The sequence below is a fragment of the Tabrizicola sp. BL-A-41-H6 genome (assembly GCF_050632395.1).
In the GTDB taxonomy this organism is placed as follows: domain Bacteria; phylum Pseudomonadota; class Alphaproteobacteria; order Rhodobacterales; family Rhodobacteraceae; genus JAUYQR01.
In genome coordinates, this window is record NZ_CP192600.1 from 2,580,114 (window position 1) to 2,597,480 (window position 17,367).

General features: G+C 62.5%; 18 protein-coding genes. 8 read left to right on the forward strand and 10 right to left on the reverse strand.

Going from position 1 to position 17,367, the window contains the following annotated elements:
* Positions 1-6: 6 nt before the first annotated feature.
* From ACROUL_RS12610 to ACROUL_RS12625, 4 genes are read right to left on the reverse strand one after another with little or no spacing between them, the layout of a single operon-like run.
* Positions 7-648 (reverse strand): hypothetical protein, encoded by a 642-nt coding sequence (locus tag ACROUL_RS12610; RefSeq protein WP_431299817.1) that lies wholly within the window; start codon positions 646-648, stop codon positions 7-9.
* 21 nt (positions 649-669) lie between these two features.
* Complete coding sequence (gene sufB, locus ACROUL_RS12615; protein ID WP_431299818.1) at positions 670-2,193, reverse strand: Fe-S cluster assembly protein SufB; 1,524 nt, start codon at positions 2,191-2,193, stop codon at positions 670-672.
* 14 nt (positions 2,194-2,207) lie between these two features.
* Positions 2,208-3,251, reverse strand: coding sequence for a cysteine desulfurase family protein (locus tag ACROUL_RS12620; RefSeq protein ID WP_431299819.1), 1,044 nt, complete (start codon positions 3,249-3,251; stop codon positions 2,208-2,210).
* Positions 3,248-3,709: an Rrf2 family transcriptional regulator gene (locus ACROUL_RS12625; RefSeq protein ID WP_431299820.1), complete on the reverse strand. Its 462-nt coding sequence runs from the start codon at positions 3,707-3,709 to the stop codon at positions 3,248-3,250. Before ACROUL_RS12625 ends, ACROUL_RS12620 begins: the two co-directional genes overlap by 4 nt.
* Before the next feature lie 157 nt (positions 3,710-3,866).
* Between ACROUL_RS12625 and ACROUL_RS12630 the strand changes: the two genes are divergently transcribed.
* From ACROUL_RS12630 to ACROUL_RS12640, 3 genes are read left to right on the forward strand one after another with little or no spacing between them, the layout of a single operon-like run.
* The gene (locus ACROUL_RS12630) at positions 3,867-4,526 is read left to right on the forward strand and encodes an alpha/beta hydrolase (protein ID WP_431299821.1); all 660 of its coding nucleotides are present in this window, start codon (positions 3,867-3,869) and stop codon (positions 4,524-4,526) included.
* Position 4,527: 1 nt separating this feature from the next.
* Complete coding sequence (locus ACROUL_RS12635; RefSeq protein ID WP_431299822.1) at positions 4,528-4,794, forward strand: hypothetical protein; 267 nt, start codon at positions 4,528-4,530, stop codon at positions 4,792-4,794.
* On the forward strand, positions 4,791-5,378 hold the full coding sequence (locus ACROUL_RS12640; RefSeq protein ID WP_431299823.1) for an HD domain-containing protein: 588 nt from the start codon (positions 4,791-4,793) through the stop codon (positions 5,376-5,378). The genes ACROUL_RS12635 and ACROUL_RS12640 overlap by 4 nt, the downstream gene beginning before the upstream one ends.
* Here the strand turns inward: ACROUL_RS12640 and ACROUL_RS12645 are convergent.
* A complete protein-coding gene (locus tag ACROUL_RS12645; RefSeq protein WP_431299824.1) occupies positions 5,369-5,824 on the reverse strand; it encodes a cupin domain-containing protein in 456 nt (151 codons plus the stop codon). The genes ACROUL_RS12640 and ACROUL_RS12645 overlap by 10 nt on opposite strands.
* 192 nt (positions 5,825-6,016) lie before the next feature.
* Between ACROUL_RS12645 and ACROUL_RS12650 the strand changes: the two genes are divergently transcribed.
* The 3 genes from ACROUL_RS12650 to typA all read left to right on the forward strand — a co-directional run bounded on the left by ACROUL_RS12650 (position 6,017) and on the right by typA (position 9,781).
* Entirely contained in the window at positions 6,017-7,231 is a 1,215-nt protein-coding gene (locus ACROUL_RS12650) for an NADP-dependent isocitrate dehydrogenase (protein ID WP_431299825.1), read from the forward strand.
* Between the two features lie 55 nt (positions 7,232-7,286).
* Positions 7,287-7,889, forward strand: a complete 603-nt coding sequence (locus ACROUL_RS12655; RefSeq protein ID WP_431299826.1) for a YitT family protein — start codon at positions 7,287-7,289, stop codon at positions 7,887-7,889.
* A gap of 74 nt (positions 7,890-7,963) precedes the next feature.
* Positions 7,964-9,781, forward strand: coding sequence for a translational GTPase TypA (gene typA / locus ACROUL_RS12660; RefSeq protein ID WP_431299827.1), 1,818 nt, complete (start codon positions 7,964-7,966; stop codon positions 9,779-9,781).
* A gap of 61 nt (positions 9,782-9,842) precedes the next feature.
* Here the strand turns inward: typA and ACROUL_RS12665 are convergent, their stop codons facing one another.
* The 4 genes from ACROUL_RS12665 to recA all read right to left on the reverse strand — a co-directional run bounded on the left by ACROUL_RS12665 (position 9,843) and on the right by recA (position 14,909).
* Positions 9,843-10,637: a class II glutamine amidotransferase gene (locus ACROUL_RS12665; protein ID WP_431299828.1), complete on the reverse strand. Its 795-nt coding sequence runs from the start codon at positions 10,635-10,637 to the stop codon at positions 9,843-9,845.
* Between the two features lie 106 nt (positions 10,638-10,743).
* Complete coding sequence (locus tag ACROUL_RS12670; protein ID WP_374375128.1) at positions 10,744-11,034, reverse strand: DUF1330 domain-containing protein; 291 nt, start codon at positions 11,032-11,034, stop codon at positions 10,744-10,746.
* Position 11,035: 1 nt separating this feature from the next.
* On the reverse strand, positions 11,036-13,690 hold the full coding sequence (alaS, locus tag ACROUL_RS12675; protein ID WP_431299829.1) for an alanine--tRNA ligase: 2,655 nt from the start codon (positions 13,688-13,690) through the stop codon (positions 11,036-11,038).
* A 145-nt stretch (positions 13,691-13,835) separates the two neighbouring features.
* On the reverse strand, positions 13,836-14,909 hold the full coding sequence (recA, locus tag ACROUL_RS12680) for a recombinase RecA (protein ID WP_431299830.1): 1,074 nt from the start codon (positions 14,907-14,909) through the stop codon (positions 13,836-13,838).
* A gap of 194 nt (positions 14,910-15,103) precedes the next feature.
* On the opposite strand from recA, the gene ACROUL_RS12685 reads away from it, so the two are divergent.
* Both ACROUL_RS12685 and ACROUL_RS12690 read left to right on the forward strand, forming a co-directional pair.
* A complete protein-coding gene (locus ACROUL_RS12685) occupies positions 15,104-15,694 on the forward strand; it encodes a hypothetical protein (RefSeq protein ID WP_431299831.1) in 591 nt (196 codons plus the stop codon).
* 109 nt (positions 15,695-15,803) lie between these two features.
* Positions 15,804-16,358, forward strand: coding sequence for a YSC84-related protein (locus ACROUL_RS12690; RefSeq protein ID WP_431299832.1), 555 nt, complete (start codon positions 15,804-15,806; stop codon positions 16,356-16,358).
* 83 nt (positions 16,359-16,441) lie between these two features.
* Here ACROUL_RS12690 and ACROUL_RS12695 read toward each other — a convergent pair whose 3' ends face one another.
* On the reverse strand, positions 16,442-17,305 hold the full coding sequence (locus tag ACROUL_RS12695) for an NAD(P)-dependent oxidoreductase (protein WP_431299833.1): 864 nt from the start codon (positions 17,303-17,305) through the stop codon (positions 16,442-16,444).
* Positions 17,306-17,367: the final 62 nt, after the last annotated feature.

Here is a 17,367-nt window from a genome sequence, read left to right on the forward strand (position 1 = left end):
GGGGCGTCAGCGCGGGTCGGAAAACCAGCCGACGACTTCGGTGAGCATATCGGGCGGGATGGGGCCGGGTTCGACTGTGAAGACGGCCATGCGACCGATCATCTGGTCAAGTGTGGCAAGCCGTTCGACGCGGTGATAGATGCGCCGGTGGTGGTAATCGTCGAAGAGAACAGTCACCGGGCGCTTTGTACGCAACTTCGTGGCGACAAGGCATGCGGCGCGAAACCGGCCGTCGATCAGCACGAGGTCGGGCTCGGGCATGTCGGGGCGGTCCCAGACCGACAGCGGGTAGCGGTGGAAACTCGCGTGCGATTTGGGACGGGTCGGCATCCCCCAATCGCCGGTGGGGCCGATGTCGACGTGGTGCATGTGGACGGTGCCGGGCAAACCGGCCACGCGTGCGGCCAGACGGTCGGCCCAAAGCTTGTCACTTTCGACCGTGAATATCTGCTTGCCAAGTTCGGCCGCAAGCACGGTCGAGCCGCCGCTTCCGTATTCAAGGATGCAGGCGCTCAACGCATAAAGCCGGGAGACCGCTTCGGCCTCTCGCGGCGCGAAGGTAAGGACGAAATCACCCTCTGGCGCGCGTGCATCGGCAGCGGACGGGTCCGGTTCGGCAGGCAGGATGTCGTCGTTGAACGCTGTCACGGGGTTTCTCTTGGCCTCGCCTCAGCCCACCGAGCCTTCGAGGCTGATCGCCACAAGGCTTTGCGCCTCCATTGCGAATTCCATCGGGAGGGCTTGCAGCACGTCCTTGCAAAAGCCGTTGACGACCAGTGCTACGGCCTCTTCCTCGTCCATCCCACGCGAGCGGCAGTAGAAAAGCTGGTCCTCGTCGACCTTGGACGTCGTCGCCTCGTGTTCGACGCGCGAGGAGTTGTTCTTGACCTCGATATAGGGGACCGTGTGGGCGCCGCACTTGTCACCGATCAGAAGGCTGTCGCACTGGGTGTAGTTGCGGCTGCCCTCGGCCTTGGGGTGCATCGACACGAGCCCGCGGTAGGTGTTCTGCGCGCGGCCAGCCGAGATGCCCTTGGACACGATGCGCGACTTGGTGCGCTTGCCAAGGTGGATCATCTTGGTGCCGGTGTCGGCCTGCTGCGCGTTGTTGGCGATGGCGATCGAGTAGAATTCGCCTTGGGAATCGTCACCGCGCAGGATGCAGGACGGGTATTTCCAGGTGATCGCAGACCCGGTCTCGACCTGCGTCCACATCACCTTGGCCCGGTCGCCACGGCAATCGGCGCGTTTGGTGACGAAGTTGTAGATGCCGCCACGGCCTTCCTCGTCGCCCGGATACCAGTTCTGGACTGTTGAATACTTGATCTCGGCATCCCTCAGGATCACCAGCTCAACGACGGCAGCGTGCAGTTGGTGAGTGTCGCGTTTCGGCGCGGTGCAGCCTTCAAGGTAGCTGACGAAGGAGCCTTCGTCGGCGATGATCAGGGTGCGTTCGAATTGGCCGGTGTTTTCGGCGTTGATGCGGAAGTAGGTGCTGAGTTCCATCGGGCACCGCACGCCCTTCGGGATGTAGACGAAGGAACCGTCCGAAAAGACGGCGGAGTTCAGCGTGGCGAAGAAGTTGTCCGATTGCGGGACAACCGTGCCAAGGTACTGCTTCACAAGGTCAGGGTGTTCACGGACGGCTTCGGAGATCGAGCAGAAAATCACGCCGGCCTTGGCCAGTTCCGCCTTGAAGGTGGTGCCAAGCGAGACACTGTCAAAGACCGCATCGACAGCCACTTTGCGAGGCTCGTCGGAACCTTCAACTCCAGCCAGAAGCATCTGTTCTTTCAGCGGAATTCCAAGTTTGGCATAGGTCGCAAGCAGCTTTGGGTCGACATCGTCAAGCGACTTCGGCTTGACGGCCATGCTTTTGGGTTTGGCGTAGTAATACTGGTCCTGATAGTCGATTGTGGGATAGTTCACCATGGCCCAGGTCGGTTCTTCCATCTGCAGCCAGCGGCGATACGCGGCAAGACGCCAGTCCAGCAGCCACTCCGGTTCGCCGTTCTTTTCCGAGATCAGACGGACGATGTCTTCGTTCAGGCCTTTCGGCGCGAAGTCCATCTCGATCTCGGTTTCCCAGCCGTATTTGTACTTGCCGGCCATCGCCTGCACGGCTTCGACGGTTTCGCGGTCCACGCCTTCGCGCACGTCTGCTTCGAGTGTGGGTTCAAGTATCGCGGTCATCGTCCCCGTCTCCTTCATGCGGCCCGCGCGCGGGCTTTGGCGTAGGCTTTGGTCCAGACATCGGCGAACCGCAGCACGTCATCCGTCATCACACCCGGCCCGATAGACACGCGGATCGCCTGCCCGGCCAAGGCTTCGTCATATCCCATCGCGCGCAAGGCACGACTGGCGCGCACCTTGCCGCTGGAACAGGCCGACCCCGCCGAAACGGCGAACCCGGCAAGGTCCATCGCCATCACCTGCGTCTCGCCCTTCCAGCCGGGCGCGATCAGGCAAAGCGTGTTCGGCAAGCGCCCCACACCATTCCCGACAGAAATAGTCTCATTTGCGTTTGCGGACAATGCCAGTTCTAGAATATTTCTAACTTCGGCAACGTGGCCCCAGACACCATCCTCAAGATCACGTGCGGCGGCGGTGGCGGCGGCGGCGAAACCTGCAATGCCGATCAGGTTTTCAGTGCCGGCACGGCGGCCCATTTCCTGGCCACCACCCCGCAGTTGCGGTGGCACGTCGATCCCGCGCTTGATGACCAGCGCGCCGATCCCCTTCGGCCCGCCAAGCTTGTGGGCTGATATGAGGCCCATGTCGGCACCAATCCAGTTGAAGGCCAAGGGGATTTTCCCAAAGGCTTGCGTCATGTCGCAGACGGCGAGGCCTTCGGGGATTTCCTGCAGGAGCCCGGTTTCGGAATTGGCCAGTTGCAGGGCGGACTTGCGCGGGTGCGGCACATCCACCCGGCCGGACGCATCGACGACAAGGGTCGGATCACACCATGCAAGGACGGCCTCATGCTCTACCTCAGCGCAAGCGAGGCCACGCCCAGCACAGGCCAGAGCGGCAGCTTCGGTGGCGCCGCTGGTAAAGATGATGTCGGCGCCGTCAGCCCCAAGCGCGGCCGAGATTTCGGCGCGTGACCGCTCGATCAGCGCCTTGGCCGCCCGCCCTTCGGCATGGACGGAGGACGGGTTGCCTATGACATCCATCGCGGCAACCATCGCCGCCTTCGCCTCGGGCCGCAGCGGAGCGGTGGCGTTCCAGTCAAGGTAGAGGCGGGTCATTCCTCGTCCACCACGCGAAAGAGCGAAGGGACGGCGGGGCACGGCACGAGGTCGTTCTTCACCACGTCGGACAGGCGCACCTGATGGAGAAAGACATAGACGTTGGCGGAAAGGCTTTCCCACAGGCGGTTGGTCAGCGATTGCGCGCGGCTGCCCGACACCCCGCCCGACGCCCCTGCCCCGGTGTGCATCGCATCAACGGTTTCCTCGACCGCCTGCATCACGTCGCTGATGCGGATTTCGTCCGGCGTCTTGGCCAACTTGTAGCCGCCGCCCGGTCCGCGCACCGCCTCGACCAGACCGGCGCGACGCAGCTTGACGAACAGTTGTTCCAGATAGGGAAGCGAGATGTCCTGACGCTTGGAAATCGCGGCCAGCGACACCAGATCATCGTTGTTAGCAAGCGCCAGATCGGCAAGCGCCACCATCGCATAGCGGCCTTTGGTCGAGAGTTTCATCGCGTTCTCCTTGCCGCCCGCCGCAATCCGATTGACGTAGACCCTTGCGGGCATTACCTCAAGCCGACCCACAAGGCGGCGCGCCGTCCTTAGAATTGTTCTAGTTTAGTCGAGTGAAAGCGTCAAGAAACGCCCGCTCCAACTTGAGAAGTGCTCCATGCCCGAGGTTATCTTTGCCGGTCCCGACGGTCGTCTGGAAGGCCGCTACCATCCGCAGAAGGAACGCGACGCGCCGATCGCCATCGTGTTGCACCCGCACCCCGCCTATGGCGGAACGATGAATAACAAGGTTGTCTACAACCTGCATTACGCCTTCTACAATCTTGGCTTCACCGTGCTGCGGTTCAACTTCCGCGGCGTCGGGCGCAGCCAGGGAGAGTATGACCAGGGCATCGGCGAGTTGTCGGATGCGGCATCGGCGCTGGATTACCTGCAGTCGATGAACCAGAACGCCAAGCATTGCTGGGTGGCAGGTTTCAGTTTCGGCGCGTGGATCGGGATGCAGCTTCTGATGCGGCGGCCCGAAATCACCGGTTTCATTTCTGTGTCGCCACCGGCGAACCTGTATGATTTCAGCTTTCTGGCTCCCTGCCCTTCGTCGGGGCTGATCATCAACGGCACCGCCGACAAGGTGGCGCCGCCGAAGGATACCGTTAATCTGGTGAACAAGCTGCATGAGCAGAAGGGCATCACCGTCACCCACACGCAGGTGGAAGGGGCTGACCATTTCTTCAAGGACGAAGAGGCGCATATGAAGCCGATGATCCAGACCGTGTCTGACTATGTGCGCCGCCGCATGACGGAGGTTACGCGCTAAGATGTCGGCACTACAGGCTTTGGCAGACAAGCTGGCGGACGATGTGTTGGCCGCCGAGGCGGAACTGGGCGACGACCGGTTCTATGAAAAGGTGAGTCAGGTTCTGCTGGCCGCATCGCCGACGTTTCAGGAAGCCTACATCACCTCGATCAGGGTGCGGTTGGCAGAACGCCGGGGACGCACCTTTCTGGAAAAGGCTTTGACCGCCAAGCGCAGCGGCGCGGCGATGCCCGAAGCGCCGCCTGACCTTAGTGGCGGCGGCCATTGAGCCAGCGGCTGGAAGCGCAGTTCGCCTTTCTGAACGAGGCGGACCGGCTGAAGTCGGTCTTGCGCGCGACGACGCTGGTCGATGGGTCGCGACCAGAGAACTCGGGCGAACACTCGTGGCATCTTGCGCTGTACGCCCTCGTGCTGGCCGATCATGCCGCGCCGGGGGTTGATATCAACCGGGTGATCCGGATGCTGTTGATCCATGACCTGGTCGAGATCGACGTGGGCGACGTGCCAATCCACTCTGCGAACGGGCAGGCCCATGCCAGCGCTGAGACTGCCGCTGCCGAGGCGCGGGCGGCAGAGCGGATTTTCGGGTTGTTGCCGCCCGATCTGGGGGCCGATCTTCACGCACTTTGGCAGGAGTTCGAGGCCGCCCAGACGCCGGACGCGGTCTTTGCCAAAAGCCTTGACCGGGTCCAGCCGGTGATGGCGAACCTGATGTCCGGCGGCGGGACGTGGGTTACCTACGATGTCACCGCCGATCAGCTTGAGGCGCGCGTCGGTGTCAAGATCGCCAAGGGCGCGCCCGGTTTGTGGACATGGGTTCAGCAAAAGTCGCTGAGCTGGTTTCAGCGCTGAACATCCTCGGCTGACAGGGGTGGTCCGGTAAAGCTGAGGTTGAACCGCACGGCGATGGCGGCGATCTGCCCCATGTCGTCGGGGATGCGGAACTGGCCTTTCGCCATTTCGGCGAAGAACCCTTCAAAGCCTCCGGGCGTCATGATGACGAGATGGTCGCAAGGCGCGCCATCGGGAATGCGAAACGTGTGCTCGGTGCCGCGCGGGATGAACATCGTCTCGCCCGCGCAGCGGTGGAAAACCTCGCCCTTCAGCCAGAAATCGCAGCGGCCGTCGAGGATATAGAAGCTTTCATCCTCGGCGTGGTGAATGTGGCGCGGCGGGCCGGAACCGGCAGGCGACAGGCTGCGCGTCACGGAAAGGGAGCCGCCGGTGGAGTCTGCATCCTGCAAGGTGAGGTACTTGACGCCAAGCCAATCGAGATAGCCTCCAACATCTTCTGTCATCGGGATGGACCTCAATGAAGTGACGGATCAGCAGAATGAAGCGACGGATCAGCAGGCTTTGAATTCTAGCAGCGAAACAAACGGCAAGCCAGTCTGTTTGCCGATTTCGGTATACCATCGCATACCGGACTTCCCAACGCCCACTTTCTCGGCTATGTCCCGGCCAACCGAATCCCATGTGAGAGGTCGCCCATGTCGAAGATCAAGGTAGCCAACCCCGTCGTTGAACTCGACGGTGACGAAATGACCCGGATCATCTGGGATTTCATCAAGAAGAAGCTGATCCTGCCCTATCTCGACATCAACCTGAAATACTACGACCTGAGCATCGAGGAGCGTGACCGCACCAACGACCAGATCACTGTCGACGCGGCCCATGCGATCCAGCAATATGGCGTCGGTGTTAAATGCGCGACGATCACGGCCGACGAGCAGCGGGTCGAGGAGTTCGGCCTGAAGCAAATGTGGAAATCGCCGAACGGCACAATCCGCAACGTCCTTGGCGGCGTGATCTTCCGCGAGCCGATCATCTGCAAGAACGTGCCGCGTCTGGTGCCGGGCTGGACCCAGCCGATCGTGGTGGGCCGCCATGCCTTTGGCGACCAGTACCGCGCAACCGACTTCCGCTTTCCCGGCAAGGGCAAGCTGACGCTGAAATTCGTCGGTGATGACGGCGAGGTGATCGAGCGTGAGGTGTTCAATGCGCCAAGCGCCGGCGTGACGATGGCGATGTACAACCTTGACGACTCGATCATCGACTTTGCCCGGTCGTCGTTCAACTACGGCCTGATGAAGGGCTGGCCGGTGTATCTTTCGACAAAGAACACGATCCTGAAAGCCTATGACGGCCGCTTCAAGGACCTGTTCCAGCAGGTGTTCGACGCGGAATTCGCCGACCGGTTCAAGGCCAAGGGCATCACCTACGAACACCGCCTGATCGACGACATGGTGGCGTCCGCGATGAAGTGGTCGGGTGGCTATGTCTGGGCCTGCAAGAACTACGACGGCGACGTACAGTCCGATACCGTGGCGCAGGGCTTCGGCTCGCTTGGCCTGATGACCAGCGTCCTGATGACGCCCGATGGCAAGACCGTCGAGGCCGAGGCCGCGCATGGCACGGTGACGCGGCACTTCCGAGAGCATCAGAAGGGCAAGGCCACGTCGACGAACTCCATCGCGTCGATCTATGCTTGGACCGGCGGGTTGAAGCACCGCGCCAAGTTGGATGGCAACGAGGCGCTGATGCGCTTTGCGACCACGCTGGAAAAGGTGACGGTCGATGCGGTCGAGGATGGCTGGATGACCAAGGATCTGGCGCTGCTGGTCGGGCCGGACCAGAAGTGGCTGACCACGATGGGCTATCTGGAAAAGGTTGACGAGTATCTGAACAAGGCACTCGCCGGCTGACCCAAATTGGGTCAGCATAGTTGACATATATGCCGCGCGGTGCTAGCTGCGCGGCATGACCATCGCCGCCCGCCACAGCTTGATCGAAGACACCCAAGGCATCGCCTTCGGGGTCTGCATGGCGGCGGTTAGCACGCATGTCCTGACGCACATGGGTTTTGTCGCCGGGCAGACCGTGGGGATCGCAGCCCTTGTGTCCTACGGGGTCGGCCTGCCCTTTCCACTGGTCTACTTTGCCATCAGCCTGCCATTCCTGTGGCTTGGCTGGCGGAGGATGGGGGCGGCGTTTGCGCTGAAGACCTTCATCTCGGTGGCATCACTCAGCCTTTTGACCGCGCTTCTGCCGCGCTGGCTGGCGATCGAGCGGATCGACCCGGCCTTTGCCGCGATCCTGTTCGGCGCCCTGTTCGGCATCGCCGCATTGGCCGTGGTGCGGCATGGCGGCAGCTTTGGCGGCGTATCGATCCTTTGGCTATGGCTGCAGGACCGCACCGGGTTTCAGGCGGGCTATGCGCAGTTGTTGTTCGACGCCGGCCTTTTCGCGGTGTCGGCGCTTTTTCTGGACTGGGATGTGGTCAGCTGGTCGTTCCTTGGGGCGGTAGTGTTCAACCTGTTTCTTGCCATAAACCACCGCCGCGACCGCTATATCGCCACCTGACAAGGTTCCTCTGGCCTTTCCGGGCTGTCTGCGCTATCGCCGCGCGAAACATACAAACGAAAGAGACCCTCCCGATGGAGCTTCGCAACATCGCCATCATCGCGCATGTCGACCATGGCAAGACCACCCTCGTTGACGAGCTTCTGAAGCAGTCTGGCGCTTTCCGCGACAACCAGGCCGTCGCCGAACGGGCGATGGACAGCAACGACATTGAACGCGAGCGCGGTATCACGATCCTTGCGAAGTGCACTTCGCTGGAATGGAAGGGGCAGCGGATCAACATCGTCGACACCCCCGGCCACGCCGATTTCGGTGGTGAGGTGGAGCGGATCCTGTCGATGGTCGATGGCGTGGTGCTACTGGTGGACGCCGCCGAGGGGCCGATGCCGCAGACGAAGTTCGTGACCTCGAAGGCGCTGGCGCTGGGGCTGCGCCCGATTGTCGTGCTGAACAAGGTCGACAAGCCGGACGCCGAACCGAGCCGCGCGCTGAACGAGGTGTTCGACCTGTTTGCCAACCTTGGCGCGGACGACGATCAGCTTGATTTCCCGGTTCTTTACGCGTCGGGCCGCTCTGGCTGGGCGGATGAGAACCTTGACGGTCCCCGCAAGGATCTGTCGGCGCTTTACGACCTCGTGCAGCGTCACGTGCCTGCTCCAGCGCAGGTCGCGCGGCGCGGCGAGCCCTTCCAGATGCTGGCAACCACGCTGTCCGCCGATCCGTTCATCGGCCGCATCCTGACCGGACGCGTCGAGGCTGGCACCTTGAAAGCCGGCGAGACGATCAAGGCGCTGAGCCGCGACGGCGAAAAGCTGGAACAGTTCCGCGTCTCGAAAGTGCTGGCGTTCCGCGGCCTGACGCAGACTGCGATCGACGTGGCTGAAGCGGGTGACATCGTCACCATCGCCGGCATGTCGAAGGCGACCGTGGCCGATACACTGTGTGCGCTGGAGGTCGATACCGCCCTGCCCGCCCAGCCGATCGACCCGCCGACGATCTCGGTCACCTTCGGGATCAACGATTCGCCGCTGGCTGGCAAGGAAGGCACCAAGGTGCAGTCCCGCGTCATTCGCGAACGTCTGATGCGTGAGGCCGAGATCAACGTGGCGATCAAGGTCACCGACACCCCCGGCGGCGACGCCTTCGAGGTTGCGGGACGTGGCGAACTTCAGATGGGCGTGCTGATCGAGAACATGCGCCGCGAAGGGTTCGAGCTGTCGATCAGCCGCCCGCGGGTGTTGTTCCGCGACATCGACGGCGTCAAGCACGAGCCGATCGAGGAAGTTACCATCGACGTGGATGACGATTACACCGGCCCGGTCATCGAAAAGATCACCGGCCCGCGCAAGGGCGATCTGGTCGAGATGAAGCCTGCGGGGGCCGGCAAGACCCGGATCATCGCGCATGTGCCCTCGCGCGGACTGATCGGCTATCACGGCCAGTTCATGACCGACACGCGCGGCACCGGCGTTCTGAACCGCGTGTTCCACGGCTGGGCGCCGCACAAGGGCCCGATCGAAGGGCGCCGTCAAGGCGTACTGATTTCCATCGAGACCGGGATTTCGGTGGCCTATGCGATGTGGAAGCTGGAAGACCGTGGGCACTTCTTCATCGGCGTGCAGGAACCGGTCTACGCCGGCATGATCATCGGCGAGCACAACCGGGACAACGATCTAGAAGTGAACCCGCTGAAGGGCAAGCAACTGACCAACGTCCGCGCCAGCGGAACCGACGAAGCGGTGCGCCTGACGACCCCGGTGAAGCTGAGCCTGGAGCAGTGCATCTCGTATATCGACGATGATGAACTGGTCGAGGTCACGCCGAAATCGGTGCGGATGCGCAAGCGTTTTCTGGATGCCAACGACCGCAAGCGCCAGTCGCGCGCGGGCTGAACCCAAGGAGCGGGGGTTTCACACCCCCGCGCCCCCGTGGGATATTTGCGGACAGATGAAATCAGGCCACTGCGGCGAGGCGGCAGGGCATGAATTCTTCCAAAAGCACGGTTTCACCGTCGAAAGTGCAGAAACTGGACGCGGGAACCTCGATCCAGCCGCCTTCTTCTGCCTCCAGCGGTTCCGAAACCACCGCCATTCCGCCGCGACTTTCCGACCAGCGATGGTAAAGCGATGGCGCAGCGTCATCAGTGGCGTAGCGCACGGCATAGAGGTTCTTCCCATCGCTAAGGGCCGCCGTCAGCCGCAAGTGGGGCGCAGTGCCCTTTTCGCGAGCCAGTCGGATGAAGCGAGCGGCGGCGCGTTCCAGAGCGACGCGCGGATCGTGATCAAGACCTTCGGCCAGCGCCACGAGGAACAGCGCTTCGCTGTCGGTTGCACCTTTGCGTTGGGGGTAAAGCACGTCGGGGATCATCATGTCGGCATCACGGCGGAAGCTGTCGTAGCCGCCCACCTGACCATTGTGCATGAAGCTCCAGACGCCGTGGGTGAAGGGGTGGCAGTTGTTGCGGCTGGTGGCGGTGCCGGTTGAGGCGCGGACATGAGCGAGGAAAAGGTGCGACTGGACCTGCGCCGTCAGGCTGCGCAGGTTCGGGTCTGACCAGGCAGGCAGCACATCGCGGTAAAGGCCGGGCTCAGGGCGCTGGCCATACCAAGCGACGCCAAAACCATCTGCGTTGATCGCGGAGTGGCACTGGGTGGCACCGTGGCTTTGATGGATGAGCGAATGTCCGGGGCGGCTGATGATCTCCTCAAGGAAGATCGGAGCGCCGGTGTAGGCGGCCCAGCGGCACATCATCCTGCCCTTACTTGGTAAGTCATATGCCCGGCCTCGTTTTTCTTTACAGTAGCATCAAAAGCGGGGCCGGGCGCAAGATCTTGCGTCGCATTTCAGGAAAACCTTACTCGACCTCTTCCACCACCATCAGATCGCGAACCGATGCGCCTTTGGCATGGGCCAAAGCAGCCTGATAGGCGGGCGAATTGTAGCATTCGACCGCCTTTTCCAGGCTCGGGAAGCGGGCGACCACATTGCGTGGCCGGTCGTTCCCTTCCAGTTGCACGTAGCGGCCCCCACGGGCAAGAAACACGCCGCCGTGGGCCGCAATGGCTTCGGTCGCGCCCTTGGCGTAGCGGCCATAAGCCTCGGCGTCGGTGACGTGGACATGGGCGATCCAGAGCGCGGTCGGCATGTCAGCCCTCCATCGCGGCTTCGGCAGCCTTGATCGCGGCGTCGGCGAGAGCGATGTCGGCACCGCCAGCCTGCGCCATGTCCGGCCGACCACCGCCGCCTTTGCCGCCCATCGCTTCGGCCGCGGCCTTGACGAGGGTGACGGCGGAAAGTCTGTCGGTCAGATCACCCGTGACGCCAGCGGCGACTGCTGGCTTTCCACCGGTATCGGCGATCAGGAGGACCGCGCCGGAACCAAGCTGCGCCTTCATCTGGTCGATGAGCGCGGGAAGATCCTTGCCTGAAACGCCCTGAAGTACTTGAGCAATGAGCTTCATGCCATTGATTTCACGAGCTTCCGGGCCACCGGCCTTACCGCCCATCGCGAGGTCGCGGCGCAGTTGCGCCACCTCGTTCAAAAGCGCGCGGCGTTCGTCGGCGAGCGCCTTGACGCGATCCGCCAGTTCTGCGGGCGAGGCTTTGAGGGTGGTGGCGATTTCCGCAAGGCGAGCATCCTGCAGGCGCAGGTGATCAAGTGCCGCCTGCCCGGTCAGCGCCTCGATCCGCCTCACGCCTGCAGAGGACGCACTGTCACCGAGCAGCACCATCGCGCCGATGTCGCCGGTGCGGGCGACATGGGTGCCGCCACAAAGTTCGAGGCTGTAAGTTTTTCCGTCCGCGCCCTTTGCCGAGCCGTCGAGAACGCCCATCGATACGACTCGGACCTCGTCGCCGTATTTCTCGCCGAACAACGCTTGCGCACCGATGGCGCGCGCGTCATCCGGCGTCATGATGCGGGTTTCGACGGGCGCGTTCTGGCGGATGAAGGTGTTCACCTCGGCCTCGACCTTGGCCATGTCAGCGGGAGAGACCGCGTGGCCGTGGCTGAAATCAAAGCGCAGACGGTCCGCGGCGTTGAGGCTGCCGCGCTGCGCGACATGGTCGCCAAGGGCGCGACGCAGCGCCTCATGCAGGAGGTGCGTCGCGGAATGGTTGGCGCGAATCTGGCTGCGGCGGGTGTGATTGACCTCCAGCTTGGCGGGTTGACCCTTTAGCAGATCACCCTCCAACACCTTGGCGACGTGGATGAAAACGCCTGCGGCCTTCTTTGTGTCGGTCACTTCGGCAAGGCCGGTATCGGTGCGGATGAGGCCGGTGTCGCCGACCTGTCCGCCGCTTTCGGCGTAAAATGGCGTCTGGTTGACGACGATCTGAACCGTATCGCCAGCCGTTGCGGACCCAATCGCCGCTCCGTCCTGAACGAGTGCCGTCAGCACGCCTTCGGCAGTTTCGGTGTCGTAGCCAAGGAATTCGGTCACGCCATGTTCTTCGGCAATGTCGAACCAGATGCGGGCATCACCCGCAGCCCCCGTTCCAACCCAGGCCGCGCGGGCCTTTTGCTTTTGTTCCTGCATTGCGTGGTCAAAGCCCTGCACGTCAACCTCGCGGCCCTTTTCGCGCAGGGCATCCTGCGTCAGGTCCAGCGGGAAACCGTAGGTGTCGTAAAGCTTGAACGCCGCGGCGCCGGGCAGCGCCCCACCTTCGGGCAGTCGGGTCAGCTCATCGTCAAGGAGCTTCAAGCCACGGTCCAGCGTCTGCTTGAAGCGCGTTTCTTCCAGCCGCAGGGTCTCTTCGATCAGCGACTGCGCCCGGCCAAGTTCCGGGTAGGCAGCCCCCATGCCACGGACAAGGGCCGGAACAAGGCGATGCATGACCGGGTCTTGCGAGCCGAGCATGTGAGCATGACGCATGGCGCGGCGCATGATGCGGCGGAGTACATAGCCACGGCCTTCGTTCGACGGCATGACGCCATCGGCGATGAGGAACGACGTCGAGCGCAGGTGGTCGGCGATGACGCGGTGGTGCGTCTTGCCCGGGCCGTCGGGATCGGAACTGGTGGCATGGGCAGAGGCTTCGATCAGGCTGCGCATCAGGTCGGTGTCGTAGTTGTCGTGCTTGCCTTGCAATAGCGCGCCGATCCGTTCCAGCCCCATTCCGGTGTCGATCGACTGCATTTCCAGCGGAACAAGGCGGCCATCGGCGAACTGTTCGTTCTGCATGAAGACGTTGTTCCATATCTCGATGAACCGGTCGCCGTCTTCCTCGGCGCTGCCCGGAGGTCCGCCCCAGATATGGTCGCCGTGGTCATAGAAAATCTCGGTGCAGGGGCCGCAAGGGCCAGTTGGCCCCATGCGCCAGAAGTTGTCGTCCGAGGCGATGCGGATGATGCGGCTGTCAGGCAGGCCCGCGACCTTCTTCCAGATCGCGGCGGCCTCGTCGTCGGTATGGTAAACGGTGACCAGAAGCTTGTCGGGGTTCAGACCGAAATCCTTGGTAAGAAGTTCCCAAGCGAAGGCGATGGCCTGATCCTTGAAATAGTCCCCAAAGCTGAAATTGCCCAGCATCTCAAAAAAAGTGTGGTGACGCGCGGTGTAACCAACGTTGTCGAGGTCGTTATGCTTGCCGCCAGCTCGCACGCATTTCTGCGCCGTTGTAGCGCGGACGTAATCGCGCTTTTCCACCCCGGTGAACAGGTTCTTGAATTGCACCATTCCGGAGTTTGCGAACATCAGGGTCGGGTCGTTGCGCGGCACCAGAGGTGAGCTGTCCACCACAGTATGGCCGTTGCGGCGAAAGAACTCGAGGTAGGTGGAGCGGATGTCGTTCAGCGATGCCATCAAGGGGCCCTTCCGAAGGCAAAATCAGCAGTTTCGCCATCGTTTAGCCCCCCGCGCGAGGCCTGTCCACCATGCGGGCCTTATGGCTGCAAAAAAGGCCGGAAGCGGTGCTTCCGGCCTGTGCATTCGCGTGATCGGCGACAGCTTACATGTCGACCAGATCGTCGCTGTCGGGACCGCCCGTTACGTTGAAATCAAGACCGTTGGCGCCACGGATCTTGTCTTCAAGTTCCTTGGCAACGCCGGGGTTCTGCTTGAGGAAGAGCTTGGCATTCTCTCGGCCCTGCCCGATCCGCTCATCCCCGTAGGAATACCAGGAGCCGGATTTTTCGACCACGCCGGCCTTCACACCGATGTCGATCAGCTCGCCGGTCTTCGAGATGCCTTCGCCGTACATGATGTCGAATTCCACCTGCTTGAAGGGCGGCGCGACCTTGTTCTTCACCACTTTCACCCGGGTCGTGTTGCCGACCACGTCGTCCTTTTCCTTGATCGAGCCGATGCGGCGGATGTCGAGGCGGACTGAGGCGTAGAACTTGAGCGCATTGCCGCCGGTCGTGGTTTCGGGGCTGCCGAACATCACGCCGATCTTCATGCGGATCTGGTTGATGAAGATCACCATACAGTTCGACCGGCCGATGGAGGCGGTCAGCTTGCGCATCGCCTGGCTCATCAGGCGGGCCTGCGAGCCCATCTGCATGTCGCCCATGTCGCCTTCGATTTCCGACTTCGGCACCAGTGCCGCGACAGAGTCCACCACGACAAGGCTGACTGCGCCCGAACGGACCAGCGTATCGACGATCTCCAGCGCCTGTTCGCCGGTGTCGGGCTGCGAGATCAGAAGATCGTCCAGATTGACGCCTAGCTTCTTGGCATACTGCGGGTCCAGCGCGTGTTCGGCGTCGACAAAGGCACAGACGCCGCCCTTCTTCTGCGCTTCGGCCACGACATGCAGCGTGAGGGTCGTCTTGCCCGAAGATTCCGGCCCGTAGATCTCGACGATCCGGCCTTGCGGCAAGCCGCCGATGCCAAGCGCGATGTCGAGGCCAAGCGAGCCGGTCGACGTCGCCTCGATATCCATCGCCGGGCTGTCGGCGCCGAGCTTCATGATCGAGCCCTTGCCGAACTGGCGTTCGATCTGCGCCAATGCGCTTTCCAGAGCCTTCGCCTTGTCCATTCCGCGTTTCCCGTCGAGGTCCAAAAGGTTCGCAACCGCCATGTCTTGTGTCCTTATTTCACAGCCACCCGCGGGCGGCAATCCTGACCTATGTTCCCCAAGTGTTCTCGATCTTATGAGATCAAATGCAGAACATTTCAACCAAATTCTTCCTGAAACCAGCTTTTGCCGGTTTTGGTTAAAGGATAGTTTACGCTGCCGAACATTTTCGGCGCTAAGCGGCAAAAGGGGCGGTAATGCTGGTGTTCTGGGATCAAAGATTGGCATTTCTGGCGACGCCGAAGACAGGATCGACCGCGATTGCCGCCGCTCTCGAATCATTGGCAGCCGTGTCGATCCAGCGGCCGCCGCTGTTGAAGCACACCACCGTGCACCGGTATCGCCGATTTGTCGGACCGTATCTGGAGGCGGCGTCGAAGGACCGGTTCACCGTGGTGGCCCTGATGCGCGAGCCGCGGGATTGGCTTGGGTCGTGGTACCGCTATCGCCAACGCGGGGAGACTGAGCCAGCGAAGTCGACACGCGGCATCAGCTTTGACGAATTCGTGCAGGCGTGGTGCCGCGATCCGCAGCCGGATTTCGCCAGCGTCGGGTCGCAGGGGCGCTTTCTGCGGCCTCGGCAGGGCGAAGGAGTGGACCGGTTGTTCCGCTATGAGGGGATCGACAGCTTTGTCGATTTTCTGGAGGAGCGGCTTGGGTGCGAAATACTGCTGCCGCGGCTGAACGTGTCGCCCCGGGGTGCCACCGAGTTGTCGGCGGCGACGGAGGAGTTGTTGCATGAGGTGGCGGCGGAAGATTTCGCGCTTTACGGGTCGCTGACAGGGTGAGCGTGTCACCGCTATCTGTGAGCGAAGGGCATGACAGAGGCGCCAAAACCGACTAGGCTTGCGCGCAATGGGGCTGAAGACCCCCGGTGAGGCAGAAAGGGCGGACAAGATGATAGAGCTTTCTCGACGTGGGCTTCTGGCCGGCATGGGCGCGACGGCGCTCCTCGCGGCTTGCAGCAACGGGGTTGGATCGGACGGCGGCGCACAGATCGATGCGCGGGTTGATGCGACGCAGGCATTCCTTGAAGAGAGGTATCCCGGCACGCGGGATCTGGCGGCGCGGTCGGCGGGGGTGCTTTATATGCCCCTGATCACCGAGGCGGGCTTCGGGATCGGCGGGGCTTACGGGCGCGGGGCGCTGCGCATTCAGGGCGCCACGGTGGATTACTATTCGGCCACGAAGGCGTCGATCGGATTCCAGATCGGGGCGCAGCAATATGCCCATGCCCTTTTCTTCACGACCCCTCAGGCGCTGGAAGAATTCCGCCGGTCCCCAGGGTGGGCGGCGAGTGCCGATATCCGCTATGCGACCCCGGATCAGGGGGCCAGCATCGGCAAGGAGACGACCGAGCTGGACCCGGTGGTGGCCTTGGTCTTCGGGCAGCAGGGGCTGATCGCGGGGGCGACCCTGAGCGGCGTGAAGTATACTCGGATCATTCCCTGAGGGGTGGTGTCCCACCGTGGGACATCATTTCGACCCTTGAAAGATCAATGAGTTAGGCCCGGTGTTTACCGGGCCTTAATCTTTCACTTCAGGCGGCGGATCAGGCTGGAGGTGTCGTTCCTGCCGCCGCCCATCAACTGCACATCCTTGTAGAACTGATCGACCAGCGCCGTCACCGGCAGCCGTGCGCCGATCTGGTCGGCGGTATCGAGGCAGATGCCGAGATCCTTGCGCATCCAATCGACCGCGAAGCCGAAATCGAAGGTGTCGGCCAGCATGGTCTTGTGGCGGTTGACCATCTGCCACGATCCCGCGGCACCTTGGGCGATCACCTCGACCACCTTTTCGCCGTCGAGACCGGCCTTCTGGCCAAAGGCCAGCGCCTCGGCCAGACCCTGCATAAGGCCGGCGATGCAGATCTGGTTCATCATCTTGGCCAACTGCCCTGCCCCGCTGTCGCCCAGACGGCGGCAGATGCGGGCATAGGCGGCCATCACCGGTTCGGCGGCAGCATAGTCAGCCTCGGTCCCGCCACACATGATCGAGAGCGCGCCGTTTTCCGCCCCCGCCTGCCCGCCCGACACCGGCGCATCGACGAAGCCGAGGCCGTGACCTGCGGCGATGGCGTGCAGTTCGCGTGTCACCAGCGCCGAGACGGTGGTGTGATCGACGAAGACGGCACCCTTTGCCATGCCGGAAAACGCGCCATCGGGGCCAAGGCAGACAGCGCGCAGGTCGTCATCGTTGCCGACGCAAGCCATAACAAAATCAGCGCCTTGGGCGGCTTCTGCAGGGGTCGCGGCGCTGGTCCCGCCGTGCTTTGCCACCCATGCGGCCGCCTTGGCCGGGCTGCGGTTGTAGACCGTCACCTGATGCCCCTTGGCCATCAGATGCCCCGCCATCGGAAAGCCCATGACCCCAAGACCAAGAAACGCCAGTTTTGCCATGTGATGACCCCGATGATTGCCCTTCATTGCAAGGTGGACTAGGAACCGAACCGAACGCCGCC